This window comes from Brevibacillus sp. NPDC003359, assembly GCF_042878995.1.
Lineage (GTDB): Bacteria > Bacillota > Bacilli > Brevibacillales > Brevibacillaceae > Brevibacillus.
Window position 1 is genome coordinate 237,226 of record NZ_JBIAOR010000002.1, and the last position, 25,538, is coordinate 262,763.

Here is a 25,538-nt window from a genome sequence, read left to right on the forward strand (position 1 = left end):
AACCTACTTTATTCGTCGATGTATCCAAAATGCGAGGGCTAAGCCTCCAATACTGGCTAGATTTAGTTTTACCTGAAAGTTCAGTTCGTACTTCAAAATTTCTAAATCTGCCGCAGGCGACCAAGTAATCTCTTTGCTCTTGGTCAAAAAAGGTAGCCAGGGACTTAAAATCTCCCCGATAATGCTGCCAAACAAAAGTCCACTCACCAACAGAAACACGAGAATAAGCGTTTCTTTCCCCATTTTCCCAACTCCCTTTTTATAAGGGATTCTCTTTTTGCCAAACATAAGTTTAGCAAATGGGGAGAAGCGAAACAATCCCTGATTGCTCTTGGTAGTTACTGTATAGAAAGAAAAGGCCTCCTGCAAGAAAACCTTGCGGAAGACCATATAAACATGCATTTATGTGGATGAATGTGCATTTTGAATCCAGCTCGCGTAGCTCTCGAAAAAGGCAAGGATACCTGCCTGCACTTGCCACGCATAGGATTCAGCGCTTTCCACTTTTTTACCAGCGCTTGCTTCTGCCATTTTGTCCCTGGCTGCCAGCGCCTGATTCACCCCATTTACCATCCCATCTAGCAATGGCTTCCAGGCTTCCTTTGCTTCAATACGGCGGCTTTCCTCCAAAAATTGGCGGTGAATTTCTTTTAATTCTGCCGTTTCTTTTGCCGTTGGAGAAAGTTGACCTGTCGTTATTATCAGCCCTGATTGTGCTGAAAGTGTTTGGACGAGTTTGACTCCGTGGGTGAAAAAGGCACTGACGTTAGGGTCAGCGGATGCGTTGGCGGCTTTTCCGACAGGGACAGACCCTTCAAAAGCAGGAAAGGAAAATTCTTTGACGTATATATCCATGCCTCTGTTTTTCAGACTGGCGGCAAAGCCTAGCACAGCATCTCTTGTTGGAGCAACCGCGGCGAACATGTACTGCTTGCTTGCGTCCTTATAAAGCAGATGAGGAATACCAGCTTTCTCCAATGGCTCCACAGCTGTTTGCGGGGATGCATCCGGCTGGAATACACCTGCTTGTGCGACATACATGTTTACGGCTGGCAGTTGTAACGCTACCTCTTTTTGACCCACTGCGTTACCATTCGCCTGCGCACCTTGTGTTTGTTGACCTTCCTCAGGCAGAGTGGGACCTGCCACGCCATTTTTCACGTTCGCTTGTTCAGTGCCTGCACCGGGCGAAGTTAACGTCTGGACTGTATCACTCAGAACATTTCCGTAAGACTCGGAAAACTCCTTTTGGGAGAAGACCGTCAAAACGAGAAATCCGAACAAGAGGCCAATTGCTATAGCCCCACCTGTTGTTAAAGTCGTGCGCCAAAAGGGCCCCTTTGGCCATAATGCCGCGAGTCGACTACCAGGGCTACTCCGGTATCCCTTCTCTTCGGTATCGTCTAAGGAGCACTCGGACTCAGTGGAGTCGTTATTCGTCTGATCGAATTCAATGTTTGGCTTCGTTTCTCTCGCGGCAGTTCCACGTAGCTGCATCATCCGCTCCCATGCTTCGTTGCCCTTCTCCTTAAACGGGTCAGTAAACGGCAAGGGAGGAGCCTGAAAACGAATGCGTGGCGTGTCATCCTTTGGGGTGCGCTTTTTACTTGCTTCCTTTGAGATGTCCTCCCGCTTTTCATCCCAGGACCTTCCGTTCATTTTGACAGTCACACGATTTTTATTTTGTCCGCTCATACGCTTGCCCTCCTAGTCACAGGCTCTTTGTACTAGCATACGTTTTGGTCGGACGGGTTATGACTTCTATCTAGTGATTCTATCGAATTTGTTTCTACTACGATTCCCCTTGCCATTTCAGTAGGTTTCGTTCATATACAAAATGAGAGCTAACCCAATCGTCACAAAAGGCGCAAACGGCACTTCGCATTTTATACTTACTTTTCGAAGCAGCAATAAAACGAGAGAGACGAGCAAAGCTGCCAAGCTCGCAATCGTAAGAACGACTACAAAATCGCGGACTCCAAGGCCATAGCAGACTAGGGCGAACAGCTTCACATCGCCCATACCAAGTGCAAGCGGCCTGTGCCAGCTGATCCATCCAAATACCAGTAAACAGAGAATCGCAAAGAGTCCAGCTATCAGCCATTCCATCGGCGAAGAGAGAACGAACTCAAGAAGCGAGATTAGTACAAACCCTGCACCTAATGCGCGATTGGGTATGCGTCTATGGCGAAAATCTACCCACGAGAGGTAAATGCAGAGCCCGAATAATATCACAGCGTTTGCCATTTCTTCTTCCCCCAGTCGAAAACTGTCTTTAAGAATACGTTTCTTTCCTGGGACAAAAAAACTGCCCAGAACGGTTCTGGACAGCCTCTCGATTTACGAGCATCTTTTACGGATTCCAAGTAAACAAAAGACCAGCGTGGACGAGACCGCCGCCAAACCCATACAACAGGATCGTATCCCCTGCTTTTACTTTGCCTTCCTTGATCCCCAAGTCGAGCGACAATGGTATGGTAGCCGCTGATGTGTTGCCGTAGTGTGTCAGACTGTACAATGTCTGCTCGAGAGGGAACTGACTCTTCTCGCATATGGATTCAATCATGCGTAAATTGGCACTGTGCGGGATGAACCAGTCGACATCTTCTAGCTTTTTGCCCGCCCGGCTCACTACCTCCTGCATCCCCTTTGGAACAGTTGTGACTGCCCACTTGTACACTTCTCTCCCGTTTTGGACCATGCATCCATTCCCGCTCAATTCTCGTCCGTCCATATGCATTGACAAGCCCGATCGGTATACATGAATCCCTCCGTCTCCCTTTGAACCTACATAGGCGGACAAAAAACCGGGAGCTGTAGAATCCTGCTCAACCAGCACCGCACCCGCCCCATCCCCAAACAGGATACACGTCGTACGATCCGTATAGTCGGTTACTTTTGTTAACGTTTCTGCACCTACCACCAACACTTTGCGATGCAAACCAGAGCTGATGAGAGCATTTGCCGTATGAAGTGCATACGTAAATCCTGCACAGGTAGCGGAGAGGTCCATCGCTCCGGCCTGCTCAACTTGAAAATGCGCCTGGATTTGGCTTGCAACACTTGGAAATGGATAGTCTGGCGTACTGGTCGCGACCAAAATCATATCGACATCGCGGACATCCTTCTCATAAGTTGCGATCATATCGTGGATAGCGGCGATGGCCAGATCACTGGTGAATTCATCTTCCCTTGCCATACGGCGCTCATGAATACCCGTGCGTTGTAAAATCCACTCATTCGATGTCTCCACTAGCTTTTCCATATCTTCATTGGTAAGAACGCGACTCGGCACATACGTACCGATAGCGGTAATCCGCGACTTGAAGGGGCTAGCATTTGTCATGATCCGATCATCACCTTCCGTTTTTATGATCTGATTATAACACTAGATATTAGTATCTAGTACTAATTTTTCGTAATTAAAAACTTAGGAAGGGGCGCTGATTGGAGTCAACATAGTGGAGGAGAAGAAAAAGCACAGTTCTCTTCGACTCTGACACGCCTGCATGGGGATTCACTGGCCGTCTCCACTTCCAAAAGGGGACCGTCGATCCAAAGCCACCCTACGGGCGGAAGTTTCTCAGGGAAGAAGTGTTCGACAACCGTGGTCCCCTTTTGGAAGTTCCGACTGGGTAGGCGCTGTCAAGGTCTACGAGCCCTGTGCTTTTTCTTCTCACCAGCATTGTTGGTTCATCGATACTTTTTAAAACATAGGTAGATCATCCTTAGCGGTATTACATCAAAACTTTCCGATAGTAAAAAAGACTTGAAACCCGTAGGCTTCAAGTCTTCAAATGTCGCTATCCGTTATTTTTCAAGCTTTTCAGCCAGCCAGTAAGCGGATTTCCAAATATCTCCTGCACCCATTGTCAACACGAGATCGCCCTCTTGCAATCCTTGGAAGACATGCTCCTGCATTTGTTCCTTTGTCGGAATGTACTGTGCACGCGGGTGACTGTTCGTGCGGATTTTTTGCACCAACACCTCGGAAGTAACTCCTTCGATTTTTTCTTCTCCCGCTGGAGAGTAGATATCCGTGATGATCACTTCGTCCGCTTCTGCAAAGGCACGGCTGAATTCATCCATGAGGAAATACGTGCGTGTGTAGCGTTGTGGCTGAAACACAGCGATCACGCGTCGGCCTGATGCCCTTGCACCACTTAGTGTAGCGATAATTTCCGTCGGATGATGAGCGTAGTCGTCAACGACGAGAACGCCTCGTGCATCCCCGATAATTTGAAATCTGCGCTTGGCGCCGCTAAACGTAGACAGTGCTTTTGCAATTTTTTCAAAGGAAAGGCCAGTATCCAGGCAAACGATGATCGCAGCCAGTGCATTTGCAATATTATGCTTGCCTGGGACTGCGAGCAACAATTCACCCAAAAGCTCATCCTTGTGATAAATCTGGCACTTACTGCAACGATCCCCACACTCAATCGAAGTGGCAGAAAACTGTGCTTGTGCCACAAAGTTCGGATCGACTGCATACGTCACGACCGTTTTTTCGACGGACGGTATGACTTCCCGCACATGTGGATCATCGATGCACAAGATCGCTTTTCCATCCGGTTTGAGATGGCTCAAGAACTGAACATACGCCTGTTTCAAATTGTTGAAGTCGCCATCGAAATGCTCCAGATGATCTGCTTCGATACTCGTCACAATTTCATACATCGGTCTGTATTCCAAAAAGGAACCGTCGCTCTCGTCTGCCTCGGCAATGACATAGTCACTGGTACCTGCTTTTGCATTGGTACCAGCACTCATCAATTCACCGCCGATGATGAAAGTCGGGTCTACACCGCACTCTTCCAGTACGTGAGAGATCATCGATGTCGTGGTCGTCTTGCCGTGTGCTCCGGCTACTGCTACTCCTGTGCGTTCATTCAATATGCGAGCAAGCATTTGGGAACGGTGCATGACCGGAATTCCTAATGCTTGGCCTGCGATCACCTCAGGATTGTCTTTGGAAATACTGGTGGAGTATACGATGCTGTCTGCTCCCTCCACGTGGGCAGCATTATGGCCAATATGAATGACCGCCCCTCTTGCTTCCAGCTTTTTCGCCAAATCATTCATGGCGACATCGGAGCCGGTTACCTTGTATCCAAGGTCGATCAAGACGCGGGCAATGGCACTCATGCCATAACCGCCGATGCCCACAAAGTGGACGTGTTGGGCCTGATCCACCCTATTCACCTGCCTCTTCTACTATAGTGGGAAAGAATGCGCGTACTTGGGCGATGAAGTAGAGCGATCCGCAGACGACCAACCAGTCATCCGCCTTCGCTGATTGCTTCTCCCGCATCCAAGAAAGGAGAAACGCCCGCCAGTCTGGGACTGCATCGAGAAACTCCTGCTCCCAGCCACCGGCTAAAAACGACTCTTGTAAGTTATTGGCTTCGGCTGCACGCGGGAAATCAAAAGTTGTCACATGCAGCTTTTTGATCTTTGACTTTAATGGTGCGAGCGACTCTGCCATTTTGGCAAGCGGCTTATCTGCCAATCCAGAAAAGAGCAAATGCAACCGTACTCCGTCCGGCAACAACCGATCCAGACTGCTTACAAGCGCCTCCATTCCTTCCTGATTGTGTGCCCCATCCAAGATAACCATTGGTCTTGGAGAGATGACTTCTAGACGACCAGGCCAACGCGTTTGTTGCAAACCGCGAGATATTTCTTCTTCCTCCAACAAGAAAGAAAAGTAATTTCGCAGGACATCGATGGTCATTAAGGCAACTGCCGCATTGGTTGTTTGGTGAATTCCATTCATGGTAAGACGGTAGGAGGCTTCCGCTCGACGGTGAATGCTTTTGTAACGAAGCTGTTGTTCACCCAGTCGCTCCTCTACCTGCTCTGCCTGGAAATGCTCACCTATATGGTATAGCGTACTCTTCGTTTGTCTGGCGCGCTCCTCAAAAACCGCGAGAAGTTCCGGCCTGACCTCACCTGTGACTACAGGAACACCCGGCTTGATAATGCCCGCTTTTTCCCGAGCAATTTCTTCCAAGCTTTCTCCCAACACTTGTGTATGGTCCATGCCGATATTCGTGATGACTGAAACAAGCGGAAGGACGACGTTCGTCGAATCCAATCGCCCGCCTAGTCCTGTTTCCCATACGACTACCGCTGGTCTCGCCACTCTTGAGAAATAAAGAATGGCGATCAGCGTAATCACTTCAAATTCGGTAGGAGAACCGAACTCTGTTTCTTGTTCGCATCGGTGTACCCATACCTTGACTTCATTCACCAACTGCAATAGATCTTCTTCCGCGATCATGCTGCCGTTGTAACGGATGCGTTCACGGAAATCAAGCAAATAAGGAGAGGTAAATGTACCTACACTATATCCTGCTTCCATCAGCATTTGCGTCAGGAATGCGCAGGTTGAACCTTTTCCATTGGTGCCAGCCACATGAATAAATGGGATTCTCCGCTCAGGATGTCCTAGTTGCTCCAAAACCCACTGCATTCTCTCAAGCCCCGGCCGTTGACCGAACCTGAGCAGCCCATGCAGCCAGTCGAGCGCTTGCGGGTATTCTACAAACCCTTCTTCTGCATGCATACCACAATGCTCCATTCTCAAAAATATGCGATGGTATGGCGGATCATTCGCCCTTCAATTCGGCAAGTCGTGCAATCACTTTATCCCGCTTATCCATGTAGTCTGCCATCTTCGCTTTTTCCTCTGCGACTACTTTTTCAGGTGCCTTGGCCATAAATCCGGCGTTGTTGAGCTTTTTCTCAATACGCTCCACTTCTCCGCTGAGTGTCGCCACTTCTTTTTCCAGGCGTTTCAGCTCTTGCTCGATATCGATCAAGCCTGCCAGTGGAAGGAACAATTCTGCTCCCGTGATCACAGCAGACATCGCTTTATCAGGCGTAGCCAGATCCAGGCTGATTTCCAGACGCTCAGGGTTGCAGAAACGAGCGAGGTAGTGTTCACCGCGTATCAGGCGCTCAGCGGACAATGCATCGCTTGGCTTGATCAAGAGCTCAATTTTCTTGGACATCGGTACGTTTACTTCTGCACGGATGTTGCGTACGCTGCGGATGATATCCATCAATTGGTTCATTTCGCTTTCTGCTTCAGCAAACATCCATTGTTCATTAACGGTTGGCCAAGGTGCTACTGTGATGCTCTCGCCTTGGTGCGGCAATGCTTGCCAAATTTCCTCCGTGATGAACGGCATGAACGGATGCAACAGCTTGAGCGTTTGATCCAGAACGGTCACCAGAACGGATTGGGTTGTTTTCTTCGCCGCTTCATCTGTACCGTACAATGGCAGCTTCGCCATTTCGATATACCAGTCACACAGGTCATCCCAAATGAAGTTGTAAAGCACACGGCCTGCTTCACCGAATTCAAATGCGTCAGACAGACGGGTTACATCTGCGATTGTCGCTTGTAGACGGGAGAGAATCCATTTGTCTGGTGTAGACAGCTCACCGCTCAAATCGATTTCTTCGTATTTGAAATCAGCCAGGTTCATCAAGGCAAAACGAGACGCATTCCAAATCTTGTTCGCGAAGTTGCGGTTTGCCTCCACCTTTTCCCAATAGAAGCGCTGGTCATTTCCTGGGGAATTCCCAGTCGCCAGCGTGTATCGCAGCGCATCAGCTCCGTACTTCTCAATCACTTCCATCGGATCGACACCGTTGCCAAGTGATTTGGACATTTTGCGGCCCTCAGAGTCGCGAATAATGCCGTGGATCAAGACGGATTCAAACGGACTTTTCCCGGTAAATTCAAGACCTGAAAACATCATGCGAGCAACCCAGAAGAAGATGATATCGTAGCCTGTTACCAGGACATTCGTTGGATAGAAGTATTTCATATCCTCGGATTCTTCCGGCCAGCCCAGTGTCGAGAACGGCCATAGACCAGAGGAGAACCATGTATCGAGAACGTCGTTGTCCTGCTCCAGCTTGCGACTGTGGCAGCTTGGGCACTCCGTCACATCTGTACGGGATACAATCGTTTCATTACAATCTCCGCAATACCATGCAGGAATTCTGTGACCCCACCATAGCTGACGGGAGATGCACCAGTCGCGGATGTTTTCGATCCAACGCAGGTAATTTGTCTTGAAGCGCTCTGGGACGAATTTCACGCTCTCAGGGCTATTTGCATTCTCCAATGCTTCGTCAGCCAGAGGCTGCATTTTTACGAACCATTGGGTAGAAAGGTATGGTTCAACAACGGCATCGCTGCGCTCACTGTGTCCAACCTGATGAATATGCTCCTCGACCTTGAACATCACGCCTTGCTCAGTCAAATCTTTGATGATTTGCTTGCGACATGCAAAGCGATCCAAGCCCTTGTAAATACCTGCCAGCTCGTTCATCGCGCCAGTCTCATCCATGACAACGATTTGTGGCAACTGATGACGAAGACCCAATTCAAAGTCATTCGGATCATGTGCTGGCGTAATTTTTACAGCGCCAGAACCAAACTCAGGATCAACGTAGTCATCTGCTACGATTGGAATTTCGCGTCCTACGATTGGCAAAATCACGGTTTTGCCGATCATGTCCTTGTAACGCTCATCTTCCGGATGTACCGCTACAGCCGTATCACCGAGCATCGTTTCAGGACGGGTTGTAGCTACCTCGATATAACCGGTGCCATCTGCCAATGGGTAACGCATGTGATGCAGCGCACCTTTTACTTCCTTGTAGATTACTTCAATATCGGACAGAGCCGTGCGGGCAGCAGGGTCCCAGTTAATGATGCGGTTGCCGCGATAGATCAAGCCTTTATCGTACAGGCGAACAAATACTTCGCGTACAGCTTGGGACAAGCCTTCATCCATCGTAAAACGCTCGCGGGAGTAATCCAGGGCAAGACCGAGCTTTTCCCACTGCTCACGAATGTGCGAAGCGTAAATGTGCTTCCACTCCCATATCTTTTCCACGAATTTTTCGCGGCCCAGATCATGACGAGAGATGCCTTCTTCACGCAAAGTAGCTTCCACGCGAGCTTGAGTTGCGATTCCAGCGTGGTCCATACCAGGCAAGAACAAAGTGCTGTAGCCTTGCATACGCTTGGTACGCGTAATGATATCTTGCAAAGTCGTATCCAGCGCATGGCCCAAGTGCAATTTACCAGTTACGTTCGGCGGTGGAATGACAATCGTAAACGGACGTTTATTCGGGTCACGTTCTGCCTTGAAAAATTGTTTTTCGATCCAATACGGATACCATTTGTTCTCTGCTGCCTTTGGATCATAGTTCTTCGGCAGCAATTGGTCGATGTCGGTTGTTGGCTGTGTAGACATATACGACTCCTCCTATTAGCATAACTTGCTTTGCAAAAAATAAAAAAACCCTTCATCGCAAAGGACGAAAGGATTATTTTCGCGGTACCACCTTTGTTAACACACGATAAACGTCATGCTTATGGTGTGTTCACTCTGACAAGATAACGGTTGCGAACCGGTTTCGGCTAGGCACATGCTTTCACCGAAAAAACTCCTGGGCGACCTTCAGCCATACGTTACCCTAGAGAATCTCGCAGCAACTGATTCTCCTCTCTGCTAGGGCGTCCTGGCTTACTCTTCCCACTCATCGTTCATATCCTATGTAGTTGTCGTATTGTTAGCTTTCACTATTATATACAATCACGCTGTTTGGCGTCAAACCCGGGTTTCGCCCACTTTTCCAACCGCAATGCCCAGTGCTTCGGTAAAACCGAGCACGCCCAAAATATCGAGAATCTCTTCTCGGACATTGACGATTTCTACCTGTTTACCCATGGCCAACAGTTCTTTCGTAGTAAAAAACAGGCTTCCAATACCGGAAGAATCTACAAAGGAGACACCTTGAAAATCGACGGTAACGGATTGATTTCGCCCTCCATACTGCTGGAGCAATTCACCTACTCGATCTCCTACAGCCATGTCCAACTCTCCGACGAAAAACAAAGTAGCCTGTCCGTTCGCCTCTGTTGCGCGGTAGTCCATGCTCAAACTCCTCTCAATAGGTATCGGTACACCCAATCTGCTCGTCCTTTTACTATATTACCCATTTTCATTCACGTGCAAACATTTGGCGTTTTGGAAATCGTAGCTTAACGAGGAAGGATGCATTCTAAAATAAGCTTCGTACCTGCCAGCGAGCTGCTCAAATAAACACGATCACAGTATTGCAGGATCACGTGAAAACCAGCCCCCAGCGAGTGGCGCGTAGAAAATCCTTGCTGTAGGGTAGCACGCGGGATATCCTCGAGCAAAATTCCTTGCCCTTCATCATGGATCACAGCCCGGCACATCTGCTTGTCATTCGATAGGTATAGCGTAACCACACCACCATTTCCGTGCTTCAACGTATTGGAAGCAGCTTCGTTGACAGCAACGAGAAACTGCAGCAATCGTTTGTCAGAAATGCCTTGTGGTTCCAAAGCTTGCTTGAACAATTTACGCAGTTCTGCAAGCTGCTCCGGTAAACGGATATCGATTGCCAAGAGCTTATGACCTTCCCGAAGCAAGGAAAATAATTCTTCATCACTAAGCAACAATAACTTACTCTCTGTGACCACACCAAGAATATCTCTATAGATCTCCCATTCCCGTCTTTTGCGTTTGCGTTCTTCTGCAATGACGGCGGTGACATCAATCAAGGCGATTCCACAGGTCCGATCTGGCAGTACAGATGTGTATAGTTCAAACACCTTTGTGCCATCAGCAGTGACAATCTGCTCCCTCACAGGTCCACCCGATCCAGCCGCTTCTTCGACCAGTCGTTGCATTTCTCGCTCTACTTCCGAATTTGCGCGAACGTCACCCAACGGACGTACTTTCCCTTCATCGTAAAGATAGAGGAAAATGGTCTCGATCTGACGCAATATCGACAGCTTCTGAATCTCTTGTTTTATTAATCGCCCCCGCTCGTCGTCTCGATCCCTCCAATGTAACAAGACGTCTGCCGGGTCCAATTCGCCACTCATGTGCCACGTATGAAATTCTTCCAGGAGCAATCGCTCCAAAACATCTTCCCGTCGCAAAACTTTTTCGATATCGATAATGTAGTAAGGATCACCTGCGATACCACGCAATCCGCTACCGATAATTCGGAAATCATAGGCGAGCTCTATTTCTATGCGTCCGTGCAAAACATGATCAGAACTGCTTAACCCAATGGTCGTCCGACTCACTGCTACCAGCTTCGCTTGGAACGATTCCATCGTTGCCAGGTTCGTCACCTTTACAGTGCGGGGCGGAACTACTTTGCTCGCTGCACCGCCAGAACGTAGTGCGACAAGGCAATTATCACAAGTGGGATTGTCCGGACAACGCTCACACAAAATCACAGTTCATCCTCCTATTCACTGGCGCAACTACACGAGGGCTATACTCTCTTCAGGCTCAAATTGAAGAATCAACACAGAAATATCATCCGTTTGTTGTCCCTGCTGTGTTATCCCCATTAAGTAGGCCTCAACTCGATTCATCGACTCCTGCTTACTATCACCAGGCATATTCAATAAGGAGGACAGTTCTTCTAGCCAATGCCTACTGCCTCGAAACACTTCTTTTCTCCCTGTATCCAGCAAACCATCTGTGTAGAGCAATAGCATGCCCTCTTCTTCTAAGGGTACCTCCTCCATTTGATACGTGCTATCGGGCAAAAGCCCTAGGCCGACGCCACCCTTGCTAGCTAAAACGGTTTGATTCGACTTGGACAAATAAAAAGGCTGTGGATGTCCTGCCCTCCCAAATCGAATTTTGTGTTCCACCTCGTCATAGACAGCAACCAGCATCGTAATGTAAGAACGGGTTTTCACCAAATCTGCATAAAGCAACTGATTGAGTCTTTCTAAAATCTCATCCGGCGAATAGCTGGACTGCAAAACCTGTCGTGCGGCAATCCTAATTCCCGTTGCCCAAATACTGGCCAAAAAACCATGCCCGGACACATCCGCAATCATGAAACAGGTGTAGCGATCATTGATTTGTCGATAATCGATGTAATCTCCGCCTACATAATCGACTGGCACGTAAACCGTTCTTGTTCGCAACCTGGTTAACTGCAATTCTTCTGTGGGAATGAGCATCGACTGCATGCGTCTAGCCAGCTTCATCTCCATCTCGATTTCATGCTGCCCTGATGACTGGTCCTGTTGACACCTGAGGATCAACGCCCGAATGTTCACGAGGAGTAGCCCATAAAAAGATTTCTCCAGTTCCTTTAGTTCACGGTCATTGACGTTACTCTGGGCGAACAAGTGGACATAGCGTGGTGTTTGAGCTGTGTCACACTGTTCCGAGACAACAATGCGTTCTTCTATTTCGCGCTTCACTTTTGCGCTCTCTTTACTGCCACGCTCGATCTGAAAATAGACAGCACCTTGAGCCGATTCAAACGTGATCGAAAGGAAGCAAGGCTTGTCCATTTTCACGAACCACGTATCGACCAACTCTTCTATAAATGGCATGAGACTCTCATAATTGACTTGGCGGTTGCTTTGCTCATTGCTGGTCATTACCAGATACTCGTAATTCTGTTTCAATTCCATAAGTTTGACCAATTGATGATTCATCCCCGAGCCACTCCCATACACACTTTAGCATAATTCTTTCTTTCGGGAATTGCGAAAAGGGTTATGGCAATTTTCAAAAACATTATGATCACCTTTATTCGTTCGTCCTAGCCTTCCTGCCCTACACCTTCCCTTTTCAGGCAGGATTCAAACCACTATCTACCTTAATGAAAATGTTTTAGGCATTTGCTCAAGGTTGTAGACACTGTCCAAAGTTGCTGCGCATATGCTGGAATGAGGTGATTGTGATGAATTTTCGTTGGAAGTATAACCCCACGTATTTACGGATCAAATACGGATGCAAACAGGTGCTCTTTCCGTTATTGGTTTTTCAGTTTATCCGAACGATTGTGTTTCCTACCTCTTTTGATGTCATCCTTCTCGGTTTGCTAGCCATGCTCTATGTTGCCATCTCCCTCGAATGGTTATAAAAAAAGAAAAACAACGCCCCACGCGGTGAGACGTTGCTCATTAAAAGGCTTGCTGGACCCAACGATGCAGGCGCATCAGGCGGTCCATATCTTTTTCAAAACGTTGGACAGCGTAAAACTCGCTCCATTCGCGGGGATGATGATAATAAATATCCAAGTCCCTCATGATTCTCTCCGGGTAGGACAGAAACGCAGCCATCAGTTCAATTTCTTCCGGTTGCAGAGGAAATATCTCGGCGTAGCGATGGAATAGCTGAGAAGCCCCAGCCTCATCCCCCGCCATTTGAAAATAGGTACGATAAAATAGCGTCAAATCGCGTACGGGTGTATCGAAGCTCGCACGATCAAAATTAAGGAGCCTTCCTTTACCCGATCGATCTGGCACAATATGCTCAGGATTCGGGTTACCATGGATCAAGGATAAGCGAAAATGCGCGTGCGTCTCATGCCGCTCTCGCCAATCGATCAATAAGTCTGTCGCTGTTTGAGCCATTTCCTCAATAAACTCCTTGTTCGCCAAAAACACCAGATCAAAAGGGGACGGATATTTGCGTTCTTGCGCAAGGCTTGCTGCCTTATTAATCTGGTCTTGCCAATATTGCCAACGATTCAGCAATGAGTCGACAAGTGGCTCTACCTGTCTCGGATCATCATAGCGATAGTTTTGTGTCAAATGATGAAGCTCCGCCAAACGCTCCAAGGCAGGAGTCGCCCAAGACAAGGGTTCCCCGGCCCACTCCTCGCTTCCAGCCTGCCAGGGCGTTACGTAATAAGCGGCGCTACCCTGTTGGACAAAAGGGTCATCGTATTTCGTGTACGTAAAAGGAACTGCTCCATCCCATCCGCGGTGCTGCAATTGACGCAGCATATCGCTGACGAACACAAGACGTTGAGCGGGTATTTGCGCTCGTTTGCAGACAAAGGAGCCGTAGGGAGTCGTCGCCTTAAATACATTTGGCTCCTTTAAAATGTCAATGCTCTGGGCATACATGTCATACTCTTTGAACAAAGGAGCAATGTCATCATACCGACTCATAGACTCCCTCCCTCCTCGAACGCTCGGCCCGCTCTGCAATGTGCCGAAGCAGCAAGTCAACCGATTGTTGGCTCTGCAAGGCCTGCTCAATACCAGCGATCGATACTTCTTGATCCAACGATACTCGCTTCACGTAGGATTCGATACTCCTGTACACTTCACGAGGACGAGCCATAAAGGCGAGGATCAACGAATAGTTCCCATAGGTGAGTGGCTTAATTTCTTCATAGCCGTCAAAAAATGCATCAATCTGCTTAAGATCCTTATGGATTAAAAAGTGATCGCGCAAAAAGGTAGCAACGTCGCGTTGCTGGACAGAAATCACTGGCCGGAAAAAGCCTCTCAAGTACAGCTTCCCATTTACCATTCCCCAGTTGTCACGCAAAAGGTCCCGATGTGATACAGCAACCGCCTCCGCCGTAATTCGCTCATGGGCAAGCATCGCAGCAGAACGGTCCATTCTTTGCAGCATCGGGGTTATGAGTTCCGATACCCAGCGATTCCCCTTAGAATCCCGCCCATATTTGGCTCGGAACGATTCTACCAGAGCTTTGACACGACTTCCTTTTTCTTCTACTTGTTGTTTTTCCTGCTTAAGCAAATCACTTCCGGACAGTAAAGGACTTTCCTGCTGAGACTGATGCATCATCGCGATCACGCGTCCGCATTGCCTCGCAATGTCCTGGCCTGGCTGATATTCTTCGATTTGTCGGTGGTGGTCAGTCATGGTAACACCGCGTTTACCCAAAATCAAAAATGGCTTGGTGTCTCTCGTCCGAATAAACCGCTCCACTTCTCGAAACCCCTGACGAGCCAGTCGTTCGCGCCAAGCAAACGACCAGCGCATCACATCTACACGCGGCCAAACGTGGAGTTCTTTGGGGCCCCGGTTTGTCTCCAGTAAATAGCAATCATCAAGGGGCGTAATTCGGATTACGCGCGCCCGATATTGCTGGCAAACCTCAGAGAGATCAATTTTATCCACGGTCCCCCACTCCCTATTGTGGGATGTACAGAATCTGCCCTGCTACAAGCTGCTCGGAAGCTAATCGGTTTACTTCCACGATTTTGGATACTGGCAAGGAGTATCGTTGTGAAATATGCTCTAACGTCTCATCTCGCTGAATAATGCACATTTTCAGCTGACTGGAGCGATCTTCTTTTTTCCGGACAAACGACGTGAGATTTTGCATAGCCTCCATCGTAGAAGCGTTGACATTCGCTGCAGAGCCATGTCGCGAAAAGCTAGATGAAGATTCCGCCTCCAACGCCTCCTGTTTGGCACGACTCGCTTGTGAGAAGATGGAAGTAATGTTCACGCGACTTCTATCTTCCTGAGAGGGTTTGCCTGAAATCGCCACTCGTACTTCTACATCCTCCGCGGCAGCCTCTGGTTGTGCAACGACTGGTTCTGCTTCTTCCTCGGGTTCCGGTTCGGATACCACACTGGCTTCCACCGCTTCCTGCGACTCTGCTTCGACTGATGCCCCAGTAGATTCATTGGAAACTTGCTGGTATGCGATAGCCTGTTGATCGTGAATAGCCAGTATAGGCTCCTCATGTCCTTGATCTTTTTCCGCTATTTCTCTCATCTGCTCTTGCTCATCTGCCAATGCTTCCTGCTCGGAATAGGAGTCAGATGAATCGTACGAAGCAGATTGTTGGGAATCAAAGTCATACGAAATAGGAGCGGTCTCCCAGCTCTCCGGAGGATTGGACTGTGCCGCTTCCAGCACATCGCCGTATTGCTCGTAGTATTCATCTTCATCGGATTGAGCAATAGCCGGAGTATCGAACATGGAAGGCGATTCGGTTGATTCATAGGATGCCGGCAATGCCTGCCGCTCCAATTCCTCCTCCAGCGCACTTAGCTTTTGATCAATGTCATCGAGGGACGTCGGTTCTGTATATTCTTGCCCCTCATCCCTAGCAGCGAAGGCGTATTCCCATGCCCCTTCGCCTGGGCCTACAGCCTGCGTTTCGATCTGATCCGCTTGTTCAGCTCTATCCCCCAGGACTATCCCCAAAATCTTTAGATCGGCATCGATCAGCATTTGATGTGGTGATTCCAGTTTGTAATCAAAGCTGTCCACAATTGCGTAGATGTCTCCGATCTCCGTAATCCGATCCAACGGAATGGTGATGTTTAACGGAATGCGATGACCGATCTGTTCCTCCCAGCCATAAAAGGCTTGATCCGATGCTTCCTGGCGAAAGGGAGTAAAAGTCATGGCCTCAACCAGCGATTCTCCTTCGCCGCCTGTCGCTTCTGCGGCTTCCCTGATTGGCTCGTACTTCCCTACTAATTGCAAGCAGCCCGTGATTGAGATGTAGGAATCGTTTTCCAATACTTCCACATCTGGAACCAATTCCAGTTCTTGCAATTCACCTATTCCAGCTCTATCGGATGAGAGGAAAATGGTCTCCTTGATGGCAAAAGAGAGTTGCCCATCCTGTAATGCCATTCGTGCTCCTCCTTTCAAGTGCAGGACATTTCCCTATACTATATGGACAGGACGAGCCGTTTAGCACCGAAAAAAAAGGAAAAACCGGGGTTATCTATCTCCCCGGTTTTACAGACGCGATCCATTCTTCTATTGCTTTTTTCCCCTGATCAATACAATCTGGTACACCGACGCCGCTGTACGACGCACCTGCCGCGATAACACCAGGGAGTTTTTCTTTTAATTGATTGTTCACTTCCTGCACCCAAGCCTGATGTCCGACAACATACGGAATGGCATTTTGCAAGCGTGATACGTTATAAAAATCCGGCTCTGCTCGAATCGTCATGATCTTGCGCAGATCGCGGAGGACAACCTCCAGAATCTCCTCGTCTGTTTGCTCCATGAAGGATTGTTCTCCTGCTCTCCCTACAAAGCTACGCAGCAAGGCTTTGTTTTTCGGCGTCGTATGCGGCCATTTGCGATGCGCCCACGTACACGCGGTAATTTTTGCTCCAGAATGCCGCGGTACAATAAATCCTGTCCCTTCCATCCCTAAATCAATCGCTGACTCTGGAAACGCCATAGCGATGGTTGCGACCATATGCGGCTTCGCTTTTGGCAGGGTAGGAACTTGTACATAAGAACGGAACAGCGGCTCTGCGACAGCATGTGGTACGGTGAACAGCACCGTATCTGTCTCGATCGTTTCCCCATTTTTCAATACCAAGGTGTACTTCCCGTCTGGCCGTTTCAGCAGTTCTTTGACACCGGTATTCTTCGAGATGACTTCTTCAGGCAAACTCTTCTCAATTTCCTCTACCAAGGACTGCAAGCCGTTCTTCAACGTCAGGAAGATGCCTTTTGGCTTTCCTTGCATTTTCACTTGCGGGCGAGAATGCTTCATCGCTAAAATCAGGCTGCGATGCTGACTCTCCATTTTGGCGAAGTGAGGAAAACTCGCAAGCAAGCTGAGATTGTCGAGATCCCCGGAGTAGACACCGGACAATAAAGGCGCTATAAGATTATCAATAACTTCATTACCTAGCCTACGCCGAAAAAAGTCACCCACGGAGATATCGCCGTCTCCTTTTGATGCAGGAAGAAAGAGATCCAAAGCTGCCCGAAGCTTACCCGGCCAAGAAATGAGATCGGTCGTGACAAAAGGCATGAGCTTTGTCGGTACACCCATAACCGCGCCTTCTGGTATAGCCTTCAGGCGATCCTGATGCCAAATATAAGCTTGGCCTGTACTGTTGCGAACGAGATCATCTGCTAGCCCCAAGTCGACTGCCAGCTCAGCCGCACTTGTTTTCCGCTCAAGAAACGAATCCGGACCTTGCTCAATTACAAATCCTTCGTGACGCCATGTCTTGATTTTTCCACCAAGTCGTCCCTGCTCTTCAAGCAGTTGAAACCGGATTGGCAAGCCTTTTGCTTCGATTTCCTTTTGTAAGTAATAAGCAGCGGTCAACCCTGTGATGCCACCGCCAACAATCGTAATATGATAGGTATTATCGCTCATATGATCGATCCCCTAATTCGCCAGCTTCTTTCCGACAGCATCAGCCAGACAGGAAATGAACGCAGGTCTGGCGTTAGGCATCGGAGGACGATAGTAATGTACCCCTAGCTCATCTGTAACCACTTTGCATTCCACATCATTATCAAACAGAACTTCCAAATGCTCCGCGATAAAACCGACAGGACAGTAAACAAATGCTTGGTAGCCTTTTGCTTCGTACAGCTCTCTGGTCAAATCCTGTACATCCGGTCCCAACCACGGATCAGGTGTATTTCCGGCGCTTTGCCATCCGATTGCATAAGAAGTGATCCCTGCCTGCTCGGCAATGAGCTTTGCAGTCTCTTCCAGTTGCATGGGGTACGGATCACCTGACTTCAAGATTTTTTCCGGCAGGCTGTGAGCCGAGAAGATCACAACTGCTTGTCCACGCTCTTCATCCGTCATCCCGGCAAACGTCGCTTGAATGGCATCTGCCCAATATCCGATGAAGCCTGGTTCCAGGTACCAGCTCTCAATGCTATGGATGACAGGTCCCCCGATTGCCGCGGAATGCTCCTGTACTCGACCATTGTATTCTTTGACGCTGTAACTGGAATAATGAGGCGCCAGAACAAGGCTGATCGCTTCCGTAATCCCATCGCGTTTCATTTGCTCTACTGCGTCCTCGACAAACGGAGCGATATGCTTCAAACCAAGGTACCCTACAAATTCTCGGTTCGGGTAGCGTTTGTTCATTTCCTGCTCGAGAGCGCGCACCTGCTCATCCGTAATGTCTGCAAATCGATTCAATCCATCTACAGCCTCGTAACGCGCCATCAAATCATCGAGCAGTTCTTGTGGTGGCTTACGACCACGGCGAATGTGCGTATAGTATGGTTCAATCTGTTCAGGACTGCGTGGCGTTCCATACGCCATTAACAAGAGTCCAATCTTCTGCTTTGACATGTAAGCGCTCCTCCTGATTAGACGTCCCTTTTGTAACTATGGATGAACTTCGTCAGTTGTTGCAGCGTTTCTACTTTGGCATCTGGGAATACACCATGTCCCAAATTGAAGATGAAGCCTGGTTGCTTTGTGCCTTCATCCAAAATTTCCTTTGCCTTCGCTTCGAGCTTCTCCCATGGAGCCAATAGCAGTGTTGGGTCCAAATTGCCTTGCAGGTTCCTCGTCACACCCATTTCACGAGCAGTCGTAATCGAAGTACGCCAGTCCAGACCAACCACATCAACAGGCAAGCGGTTCCAATCCATCAAAAGATGACCAGCCCCGATACCAAAATAGATCAATGGCACGCCAGTATCTTTTAGCGCGTTGAAGATACGCGTCATAACTGGTGTAATGTACTCGCGGTAATCTTCGTCATTCAATGCACCGACCCACGAGTCAAATACTTGTACAGCTTGTGCACCTGCTTTAACTTGCGCTTTGAGGTAAGTGATTGTCATATCACCCAGTTTTTCCATTAGCGCCTGCCAAGCAGCTGGCTCGGTATACATGAATGCTTTTGTCTTATGATAGTGCTTGGAAGGGCCGCCTTCGATCATATAGCTAGCCAGTGTAAATGGTGCACCTGCGAAACCGATCAATGGAACAGATAATTGCTGACGCAAAATTTTAATGGACTCAAGAATGTACGGCACATGCGTTTCTGGATCGAGCTCAAGCAGACGCTCCACATCTTTCAAGGATTCGATTGGGTTCGCGATCACAGGACCAATGCCAGATTCGATGTTCACATCCACGCCAATCGGTTTTAGTGGCGTCATGATGTCTGCAAACAAGATTGCAGCGTCAACGCCCAGTTGCTCAACGGGCAGACGTGTCACTTCCGCGCAAACTTCCGGTATGTAGTTCATTTCAAAAAAGCTATGCTTCGCGCGGATGGCGCGGTATTCTGGCTGATAACGCCCTGCCTGACGCATGTACCAGACCGGGACATGCTCTGTCGCTTCACCGCGACATGCTTTCAAAAACGTATCGTTAAAAGTTTTTGCGGTCATGAATAAACCTCGCTTTACACAATTATGTTTCCTTCAATATGATACCATTCGTCATTCGACAAGTAATGTCTCTTTTGTGTCAAAATCTTTTCGTTTCTTCCGTTTCCAATCCTATCCATCAGTGTTTCCAAACTTCTCCTATTGAATGCGAACGTCCCCGGTAGAACTTCGCACAGTCATTTTGGGTCCACCTGATCCAATCGATGCCTTCACTTTGTATTCCTCGTCCTTTTCATATATAAGGTTAGACCAGGTGGTTTCGATGCCTCCTGTATCTGTCGTTACTTCTAGCTGTGCTGCAGCAGGCTCCTTGGCTACTGTCACTCGAATATCCCCCGTATCCGTTCGAATAGAAACGTCATGGGTCAACTCTGGCATTGTCACTTTATCAATCTCGCCTGTAGAGCTTTCAATTGTAACGGCCGAGCGAACATTCGCCAGATTGATATCTCCTGTAGCTGTCTGGACGTTAAGCGTTTCTCCTTCATAGCCCAACACGTCCACATCTCCATTGCTGCTGGATATTTTCGTGTTCTTTGCACGCAGCATTCCGCTCTTGATATCCCCTGTCATTGTTTCAAGCTGGACCTGCTCATACACTTTTTCTGGCAGGAAGAGCTCCAGCTTTACCTTCCCGTTGCGAGGATAAAACATATTGACGTGAGGACGTTCACGCAGTTCTACGAGCAGCGTACCATCTGGTGAGACTACACTCCGAAACTCCAGTCGCTCCTCCTGTTGTTCGGATACTTCCCCGACCATCCGTACGCTCGCTTTTGGTTGCTTGCTTGCCATGATTTCCACATTAGCCGCTTCCGTCAGCAACTCAATCGACTTTACCTCTTGTTCGATCATGCGCTCTTCATTGACTTGTTTTAACGAAAATGAGAAATTTTCTTGCTTCGTAAAGAGCCAGATGATTCCACATACACCGATGATGAACAAAAGAAGACTGATTCCAAAGAGTCTTTTCCCCAAATTTCGCATCTTATTTCCCCCTGATCATCTTTACGTTGAACTGGAGATAACGCAAGAACTGGCGATACAGCCATTTCGTCAATTTCAGCAAGCCGATAGCAAACATTCCGCCCAATCCTACGGAAACCATGCTGGAGAACAGGAGGAAAAGCCGCTCTTGAGAAGGGGCAGGAATCCCGTAATCCAAGAATATTCCGACTGGCGCGACCAAAAGAGCCGCAGTCATCGCATACAACCCCAGCAGTAGGCCAATCAGGCCTAGAAATGGCCCCAAAACGAAGACGAGATTGAAAAATCCCAAGCTGATGGTCGCGACAATTGCCCTCGTCATATTCCCTACCGATGCGTTGGACTGTGCCTGATCAATTCGGTAGCCAGCCAAAAGCTCGCGTGCCACTAGCTTCGGACTTCCCAATCCTTCCGCAATCTCATGCTCAGTCTTCCCTTGTTTCATTCCCAAGAGAAAATGCTCTGTATAGTCGGCAAGGATGTCTAAGCGTTCTTTATCAGGCAAAGCGCTAAGCAAAGCATTTAACTCATCCATAAACTCACGCCTTGTCATATCCGAGTCCCTCCTCTATGATTTCATTTACCCCGCGGTTAAATATTCGCCACTCCAAGACGAGGTCGTTCATGTATTGACGTCCGCGATTTGTCAGCTGGTAATATTTCCGTGGAGGTCCCTCTTGTGATTCCGCCAAATAGGTCGTAAAAAATCCTTCCTGGGTCAAACGGCGGAGCAAGGGGTACACCGTGCCTTCAGAGATATGGAATTTTTCTGAGATGCTCGCAACCAGTTCGTAGCCGTATCTGTCCTGCTTAGCTGTCAAGACGAGAACACACAGCTCCAGAACTCCTTTTTTAAACTGTACGTTCATCAACATCACCCATGACAAAGCTTACCAAATAGGTACTGTATATTGCAAGGTACTTCATAATAAAAGACGGACAGGGAGGCTTTTCTCCATCCCTGTCCGGTCAATCCTTATTTTACTTCAACAATACGGTCTTCTACTTTTGGATTGACAGTTTTACGCTTGATCAAGCCTTCTTCCACAATGCTGTACATGGACAGACCTGTGTTGAAGAATGGCTTTTTCAACGATTCGTAACCATCTCCACCTGCTGCCAGGAAGTCGATAGTCGCCAATTTATACGTTTTGGTCAGGTCAAGCGGCTTGTCCCCAACTTTTACTTCTACTACGCGCTCGCCAGCTGGTTTGGATGGGTTGTACGTGAAGCTCATGCCGCTCACTTGCGGGAAGCGTCCTGCTCCCTCTTCTACCTTGCTCACGCCGTTTTCGAGGGCTTTCTTCAGCTCTTCGCCTGTTACTTCTACGACTGCCAGTGTATTGTTCTCGAATGGCAGGAGCGTGTACAGACCTTTTTTCGTGATATCGCCTGCTGGCAGCTGTGTACGGATTCCACCGCCGTTAGCAAGTGCTACATCTGCCTCATATCCTTTGATGGACTTCGTGCGCTCCAGCATGATATCTGTGATCAGGTTACCTACGTTTGTTTCTTTCGTACGTACCAGTGCACGGTCACCATCGAGTGGCACTTCGGATTTCGCAATGACAACATTCATTACCGTATCAATCTTGCCCACGATTTCTTTTACCATCTTGTCTACGTCTGGATCAGCCACAACTGCTTCATCGTACTCTTTCAAACCGCCGCTGAATCCTACCAATTCTTTGCCCAGGTAGTAGAGGTCAGCGCGTCCGAGAGACTTGCCGTACTCCCAGTCTTGTACGATGTACGTGCCGTTTACGAGTTCAGGTTCTTTCAGCGGCGTATGGGAGTGACCACCAACAATCAGGTCAATGCCAGGAACGTTTTTCGCGATTTCACGGTCTACGTTCACTCCGATATGAGAAACAACAATCACGTGATCTACTTCTTTTTTCAGCTCAGGTACAAGTACTTTCGCCACTTCTACCGGGTTTTTGAATGTCAGCCCTTTTACGTTGTCAGGGTGAGTCAATACAGGTGTGTCTTCCGCTACGAAACCAACAAAGGCGAATTTTTTACCGCCAATCTCTGCTTTGAAAACAGGTGGCAGCAATTCTTTTCCATCTCCCTTGAACACGTTAGCAGAGATGACTGGATGCTCGAGCATGTCACGCAGCTTGAGCAGTTGCTCATAACCGAAGTCAAACTCGTGGTTACCTGCTGCCATTACGTTGTAGTCGAGGCTGTTGAGAATCGGAACAACAGATTCGCCTTTGAATTGGTTCACGAAAACGGTACCTTGGAAGGTATCACCAGCGTCCAAGAGCAAGAAATTTTCGTTCTCTGCACGCCAGTCCTTGAGCAAGGTTGCGATTTTGGCAAAGCCGAATTCTTTTTGGTTCTTGTCTTCTTGAATATGACCATGTGTATCGTTAGTGTGTGCGATCGTTACATGCGTGGTAGCCGCATCACCCAATGCTTGAAAAAATTCGCCGCGCGTTACAGTCGCTTTGTTGTCGAGCTTCATTTTGTAGCCCAGTTTGTCAGCCATTTGAGTCAGCTTTGCAGACGTTACGACTTGCGCAGGGTTTTTATAGTCGTCTTGTGTGAGAGCACCTAGGCCCTTTGCCCAATCGAAGTAAGGAGTGGACCAATGAGCACCTTTAGCGGCTGCTCCAACTTTTGCCTCTTTCAATTTGGAGAAAACCACAGTAGCTTCAGCGAGAGTTACGGCACGATCCAAAGCAAGATCGCCATTTTGACCCGCTGATACAATTGCCTTTTTAACCATCCAGTCAACGTGCTGTACGGGATGCAACGGTGCTGCAAATGCTGAGGAAGACATCAGCGATGCAAAAACGATAGACGCAAACGCCGTCATTGTAATCCGACGTGCCTTTTTCATGATAATTTCCCCTCTCGTCTATGTATAAATAAATAGGATAACGTTTTCATTATAGCAAAATTTGCTAGGACTATGGTGTGATTTTGTTACTTTTTGTTGAGAAAGCTCCCCAATGCTTCAGCCATTTTCTCTGGCGCTTCTACCATGCCCATATGCCCAACCTCAGGCAGCAGCACTTGCTTGCTGTTAATTTTATCTACTGTAAAAGTTTTTTCAGCAGGAATGATCTGGTCCTCTGTTCCTGCGACTAATAGCACAGGTAAAGTCGTTTCTTGCAGCACATGATTACGATCCACTCGATCACGCATGGCGATTAATGTTTGGATGGCTCCAATTGGGCTCGTCGCGAAGCCAATCTCTTTTGCCAACTGGACTTCTTCTCTCCTTGTGTCGATATGCGAGGGTGCGAACAGCTTCGGGACCAGGGCTTTGATAAACGGTTCCATTCCATTTTGCCGAATGTTGTCTGCTCCTTTATCCCGATTCGCTTTGGCAGCGTCGTCATCCGGATATGGGGTCGAATGGATCAACCCAAAGCTCGCCAGCTTGTCCGTGTATTGATTGGCAAACGCCAAAGTCACATAGCCACCGAGCGAATGTCCAAAAAGATGAATCTTCGATAAACCCAGCTCTTCCACAAACAAAGCCAAATCATCCGCAAAACGCTCCATCGAATACGGTTCGTCAGGGGCCGAGCTATCTCCATGCCCACGCAAATCGATCGCAATGACGCGATGCGTTTCGGACATGAGCGGTACAAGCTTATGCCAGTATGCTGAGCTTCCGCAAAAGCCGTGGATCAAAACAAGTGGCTCCCCTGTCCCTTCATCTACATAGGCCATTTTGATCCCGTTACTCAGTTGGACTTCCTTTTTCATAAAATCATGCTCCTTTATCGTTTTATTTCTTGTCACCCAGTACTTCTGCGCTTACGATTGGTATATATTCCCTGTTCAATGAACGTGAAAAGAGGTGCACATGTAAATGGTATACCCAAAAATAGGTTCCGTGATCGTAAGGAACGACAGTGAAATATCGTACACACTCATTCAGCCAAATCAAGCTCCGTCTCGCTCCATCTGTTTTTTCTTTCCTGGAGCAAGCTACTCGTTTGACAGACCTTATCTGTATTATTCTACCATGCTTTTTTTAAGCAAACAGATTGATCTCGTTCATGTGCATGCTGCTTATGGACAAGAAAATACGGATTTTTGGAACGAATCATTCACAAAACGAAGTGCATGGATCAGCGACGATATGCAGACGGTTGTCTCTCATGTGCTAGACAAGCAAGAATATGAGCGTGTTTTCTTTCTTGGGAAGTCGCTCGGCACAGTGCCAATTATAGGCGGCTTGCTCAAGGAAGCTCGTTTTGCCCGTTCGTCTTCGATCTTGTTGACGCCATTGCTGACTGAGGATGTGGTCAACACGAATTTGCTGACTCTTACCCAACCGATCTTTCTCGTCTCGGGAACTGCCGATCATTACTACAATCAGGGTGTGGTAGATCAGCTCGCCGCTACCAAGCCAAACATTCAGCTCTATCTGCCGCAAAATGCCAAGCACTCCCTCGATGTTGAGTTCTATGTCGATGATTCCCTTCAAGTTCTACAATCTGTCATGGGTGAACTAGCGCGTTTCTTGGACAAGGAAATGAATTGACATCAAAAACAACACCTCTTGCTCGTACAATGAGAGGTGTTGTAGTGCTTTTGTGGTA

At 48.2% G+C, this 25,538-nt stretch carries 23 protein-coding genes and 1 other annotated feature; of the genes, 2 read left to right on the top strand and 21 right to left on the bottom strand.

Annotated features, from left to right (window positions below):
* Positions 1-3 precede the first annotated feature (3 nt).
* The 10 genes from ACFYU8_RS10760 to ACFYU8_RS10805 all read right to left on the bottom strand — a co-directional run bounded on the left by ACFYU8_RS10760 (position 4) and on the right by ACFYU8_RS10805 (position 12,544).
* On the bottom strand, positions 4-243 hold the full coding sequence (locus tag ACFYU8_RS10760; RefSeq protein ID WP_390298041.1) for a DUF4321 domain-containing protein: 240 nt from the start codon (positions 241-243) through the stop codon (positions 4-6).
* A 159-nt stretch (positions 244-402) separates the two neighbouring features.
* Complete coding sequence (locus ACFYU8_RS10765; RefSeq protein WP_390298044.1) at positions 403-1,695, bottom strand: hypothetical protein; 1,293 nt, start codon at positions 1,693-1,695, stop codon at positions 403-405.
* 117 nt (positions 1,696-1,812) lie between these two features.
* A complete protein-coding gene (locus ACFYU8_RS10770) occupies positions 1,813-2,247 on the bottom strand; it encodes a prepilin peptidase (RefSeq protein WP_390298047.1) in 435 nt (144 codons plus the stop codon).
* Positions 2,248-2,353: 106 nt separating this feature from the next.
* Positions 2,354-3,349: a ketoacyl-ACP synthase III gene (locus tag ACFYU8_RS10775; RefSeq protein ID WP_390298613.1), complete on the bottom strand. Its 996-nt coding sequence runs from the start codon at positions 3,347-3,349 to the stop codon at positions 2,354-2,356.
* A 461-nt stretch (positions 3,350-3,810) separates the two neighbouring features.
* Positions 3,811-5,193, bottom strand: coding sequence for a UDP-N-acetylmuramate--L-alanine ligase (murC, locus tag ACFYU8_RS10780; RefSeq protein ID WP_390298050.1), 1,383 nt, complete (start codon positions 5,191-5,193; stop codon positions 3,811-3,813).
* A gap of 1 nt (position 5,194) precedes the next feature.
* Positions 5,195-6,568 carry a bifunctional folylpolyglutamate synthase/dihydrofolate synthase gene (locus ACFYU8_RS10785; RefSeq protein ID WP_390298053.1) on the bottom strand — a complete coding sequence of 458 codons (1,374 nt, stop codon included), beginning with the start codon at positions 6,566-6,568 and terminating at the stop codon, positions 5,195-5,197.
* Positions 6,569-6,611: 43 nt separating this feature from the next.
* Positions 6,612-9,284 (bottom strand): valine--tRNA ligase, encoded by a 2,673-nt coding sequence (locus ACFYU8_RS10790; protein ID WP_390298056.1) that lies wholly within the window; start codon positions 9,282-9,284, stop codon positions 6,612-6,614.
* A gap of 57 nt (positions 9,285-9,341) precedes the next feature.
* Positions 9,342-9,583: a binding site (T-box leader), on the bottom strand.
* A 58-nt stretch (positions 9,584-9,641) separates the two neighbouring features.
* Positions 9,642-9,968 carry an STAS domain-containing protein gene (locus ACFYU8_RS10795; protein ID WP_007726674.1) on the bottom strand — a complete coding sequence of 109 codons (327 nt, stop codon included), beginning with the start codon at positions 9,966-9,968 and terminating at the stop codon, positions 9,642-9,644.
* A 107-nt stretch (positions 9,969-10,075) separates the two neighbouring features.
* Entirely contained in the window at positions 10,076-11,314 is a 1,239-nt protein-coding gene (locus ACFYU8_RS10800; protein WP_390298059.1) for an ATP-binding protein, read from the bottom strand.
* A 27-nt stretch (positions 11,315-11,341) separates the two neighbouring features.
* Positions 11,342-12,544: a PP2C family protein-serine/threonine phosphatase gene (locus ACFYU8_RS10805; RefSeq protein ID WP_390298062.1), complete on the bottom strand. Its 1,203-nt coding sequence runs from the start codon at positions 12,542-12,544 to the stop codon at positions 11,342-11,344.
* A 248-nt stretch (positions 12,545-12,792) separates the two neighbouring features.
* Here ACFYU8_RS10805 and ACFYU8_RS10810 point away from each other — a divergent pair, with 248 nt between their 5' ends.
* Positions 12,793-12,975, top strand: a complete 183-nt coding sequence (locus ACFYU8_RS10810) for a hypothetical protein (RefSeq protein ID WP_390298065.1) — start codon at positions 12,793-12,795, stop codon at positions 12,973-12,975.
* A gap of 40 nt (positions 12,976-13,015) precedes the next feature.
* Here the strand turns inward: ACFYU8_RS10810 and ACFYU8_RS10815 are convergent, their stop codons facing one another.
* The 11 genes from ACFYU8_RS10815 to ACFYU8_RS10865 form a co-directional block, all read right to left on the bottom strand.
* Entirely contained in the window at positions 13,016-14,011 is a 996-nt protein-coding gene (locus tag ACFYU8_RS10815; protein ID WP_390298068.1) for a hypothetical protein, read from the bottom strand.
* Positions 13,998-14,996, bottom strand: a complete 999-nt coding sequence (locus ACFYU8_RS10820; protein ID WP_390298071.1) for a phosphotransferase — start codon at positions 14,994-14,996, stop codon at positions 13,998-14,000. The genes ACFYU8_RS10815 and ACFYU8_RS10820 overlap by 14 nt, the downstream gene beginning before the upstream one ends.
* Positions 14,997-15,009: 13 nt before the next feature.
* Complete coding sequence (locus ACFYU8_RS10825; protein ID WP_390298074.1) at positions 15,010-16,476, bottom strand: LysM peptidoglycan-binding domain-containing protein; 1,467 nt, start codon at positions 16,474-16,476, stop codon at positions 15,010-15,012.
* 94 nt (positions 16,477-16,570) lie between these two features.
* Positions 16,571-17,980, bottom strand: a complete 1,410-nt coding sequence (gene hemY, locus ACFYU8_RS10830) for a protoporphyrinogen oxidase (RefSeq protein ID WP_390298077.1) — start codon at positions 17,978-17,980, stop codon at positions 16,571-16,573.
* 12 nt (positions 17,981-17,992) lie between these two features.
* On the bottom strand, positions 17,993-18,925 hold the full coding sequence (gene hemH / locus ACFYU8_RS10835; protein ID WP_390298080.1) for a ferrochelatase: 933 nt from the start codon (positions 18,923-18,925) through the stop codon (positions 17,993-17,995).
* Between the two features lie 17 nt (positions 18,926-18,942).
* Complete coding sequence (hemE, locus tag ACFYU8_RS10840) at positions 18,943-19,980, bottom strand: uroporphyrinogen decarboxylase (protein ID WP_390298083.1); 1,038 nt, start codon at positions 19,978-19,980, stop codon at positions 18,943-18,945.
* Positions 19,981-20,118: 138 nt separating this feature from the next.
* Positions 20,119-20,967 (bottom strand): DUF4097 family beta strand repeat-containing protein, encoded by an 849-nt coding sequence (locus tag ACFYU8_RS10845; RefSeq protein WP_390298086.1) that lies wholly within the window; start codon positions 20,965-20,967, stop codon positions 20,119-20,121.
* 1 nt (position 20,968) lies between these two features.
* A complete protein-coding gene (locus ACFYU8_RS10850) occupies positions 20,969-21,520 on the bottom strand; it encodes an HAAS signaling domain-containing protein (RefSeq protein WP_390298089.1) in 552 nt (183 codons plus the stop codon).
* On the bottom strand, positions 21,507-21,836 hold the full coding sequence (locus ACFYU8_RS10855; protein WP_017247513.1) for a PadR family transcriptional regulator: 330 nt from the start codon (positions 21,834-21,836) through the stop codon (positions 21,507-21,509). Before ACFYU8_RS10855 ends, ACFYU8_RS10850 begins: the two co-directional genes overlap by 14 nt.
* Before the next feature lie 107 nt (positions 21,837-21,943).
* A complete protein-coding gene (locus ACFYU8_RS10860; protein WP_390298092.1) occupies positions 21,944-23,818 on the bottom strand; it encodes a bifunctional metallophosphatase/5'-nucleotidase in 1,875 nt (624 codons plus the stop codon).
* Between the two features lie 86 nt (positions 23,819-23,904).
* Positions 23,905-24,696 (bottom strand): alpha/beta fold hydrolase, encoded by a 792-nt coding sequence (locus tag ACFYU8_RS10865; RefSeq protein ID WP_390298095.1) that lies wholly within the window; start codon positions 24,694-24,696, stop codon positions 23,905-23,907.
* Between the two features lie 106 nt (positions 24,697-24,802).
* Here ACFYU8_RS10865 and ACFYU8_RS10870 point away from each other — a divergent pair, with 106 nt between their 5' ends.
* Positions 24,803-25,480, top strand: a complete 678-nt coding sequence (locus tag ACFYU8_RS10870) for an alpha/beta fold hydrolase (protein ID WP_390298098.1) — start codon at positions 24,803-24,805, stop codon at positions 25,478-25,480.
* The last annotated feature ends 58 nt before the right edge of the window (positions 25,481-25,538 follow it).